This window comes from Kocuria sp. 2SI, assembly GCF_005502825.1.
In the GTDB taxonomy this organism is placed as follows: domain Bacteria; phylum Actinomycetota; class Actinomycetes; order Actinomycetales; family Micrococcaceae; genus Kocuria; species Kocuria palustris.
The window spans coordinates 1-1,595 of sequence record NZ_SCNB01000049.1 but is presented as its reverse complement, the minus strand read 5'-3'; the positions used below and the strand labels follow the sequence as shown (position 1 = coordinate 1,595).

Below are 1,595 nucleotides of genomic sequence, written 5' to 3'. Positions count from 1 at the left end.
TTTTGATTCCAGCCAGGTATGGTTTTTCGTTTTTCAACGGAGAGTTTGATCCTGGCTCAGGACGAACGCTGGCGGCGTGCTTAACACATGCAAGTCGAACGCTGAAGCACCAGCTTGCTGGTGTGGATGAGTGGCGAACGGGTGAGTAATACGTGAGTAACCTGCCCTTGACTCTGGGATAAGCCCGGGAAACTGGGTCTAATACTGGATGCTACATGTCACCGCATGGTGGTGTGTGGAAAGGGTTTACTGGTCTTGGATGGGCTCACGGCCTATCAGCTTGTTGGTGAGGTAATGGCTCACCAAGGCGACGACGGGTAGCCGGCCTGAGAGGGTGACCGGCCACACTGGGACTGAGACACGGCCCAGACTCCTACGGGAGGCAGCAGTGGGGAATATTGCACAATGGGCGAAAGCCTGATGCAGCGACGCCGCGTGAGGGATGACGGCCTTCGGGTTGTAAACCTCTTTCAGCAGGGAAGAAGCCACAAGTGACGGTACCTGCAGAAGAAGCGCCGGCTAACTACGTGCCAGCAGCCGCGGTAATACGTAGGGCGCAAGCGTTGTCCGGAATTATTGGGCGTAAAGAGCTCGTAGGCGGTTTGTCGCGTCTGCTGTGAAAGCCCGGGGCTTAACCCCGGGTGTGCAGTGGGTACGGGCAGACTAGAGTGCAGTAGGGGAGACTGGAATTCCTGGTGTAGCGGTGGAATGCGCAGATATCAGGAGGAACACCGATGGCGAAGGCAGGTCTCTGGGCTGTTACTGACGCTGAGGAGCGAAAGCATGGGGAGCGAACAGGATTAGATACCCTGGTAGTCCATGCCGTAAACGTTGGGCACTAGGTGTGGGGGACATTCCACGTTTTCCGCGCCGTAGCTAACGCATTAAGTGCCCCGCCTGGGGAGTACGGCCGCAAGGCTAAAACTCAAAGGAATTGACGGGGGCCCGCACAAGCGGCGGAGCATGCGGATTAATTCGATGCAACGCGAAGAACCTTACCAAGGCTTGACATATACCGGATCGTTCCAGAGATGGTTCTTCCCCTTTGGGGTCGGTATACAGGTGGTGCATGGTTGTCGTCAGCTCGTGTCGTGAGATGTTGGGTTAAGTCCCGCAACGAGCGCAACCCTCGTTCCATGTTGCCAGCACGTGATGGTGGGGACTCATGGGAGACTGCCGGGGTCAACTCGGAGGAAGGTGGGGATGACGTCAAATCATCATGCCCCTTATGTCTTGGGCTTCACGCATGCTACAATGGCCGGTACAAAGGGTTGCGATACTGTGAGGTGGAGCTAATCCCAAAAAGCCGGTCTCAGTTCGGATTGAGGTCTGCAACTCGACCTCATGAAGTCGGAGTCGCTAGTAATCGCAGATCAGCAACGCTGCGGTGAATACGTTCCCGGGCCTTGTACACACCGCCCGTCAAGTCACGAAAGTCGGTAACACCCGAAGCCGGTGGCCCAACCCTTGTGGAGGGAGCCGTCGAAGGTGGGACTGGCGATTGGGACTAAGTCGTAACAAGGTAGCCGTACCGGAAGGTGCGGCTGGATCACCTCCTTTCTAAGGAGCTTCACTCTGGTCGCCGTGTGGCGGCC

General features: G+C 56.8%; 1 rRNA gene. It reads left to right on the top strand.

The annotated features are described in order from the left end of the window. Nucleotides 1–33: 33 nt before the first annotated feature. A 16S ribosomal RNA gene (locus tag FFS25_RS13255) occupies nucleotides 34–1,560 on the top strand. Nucleotides 1,561–1,595 lie beyond the last annotated feature (35 nt).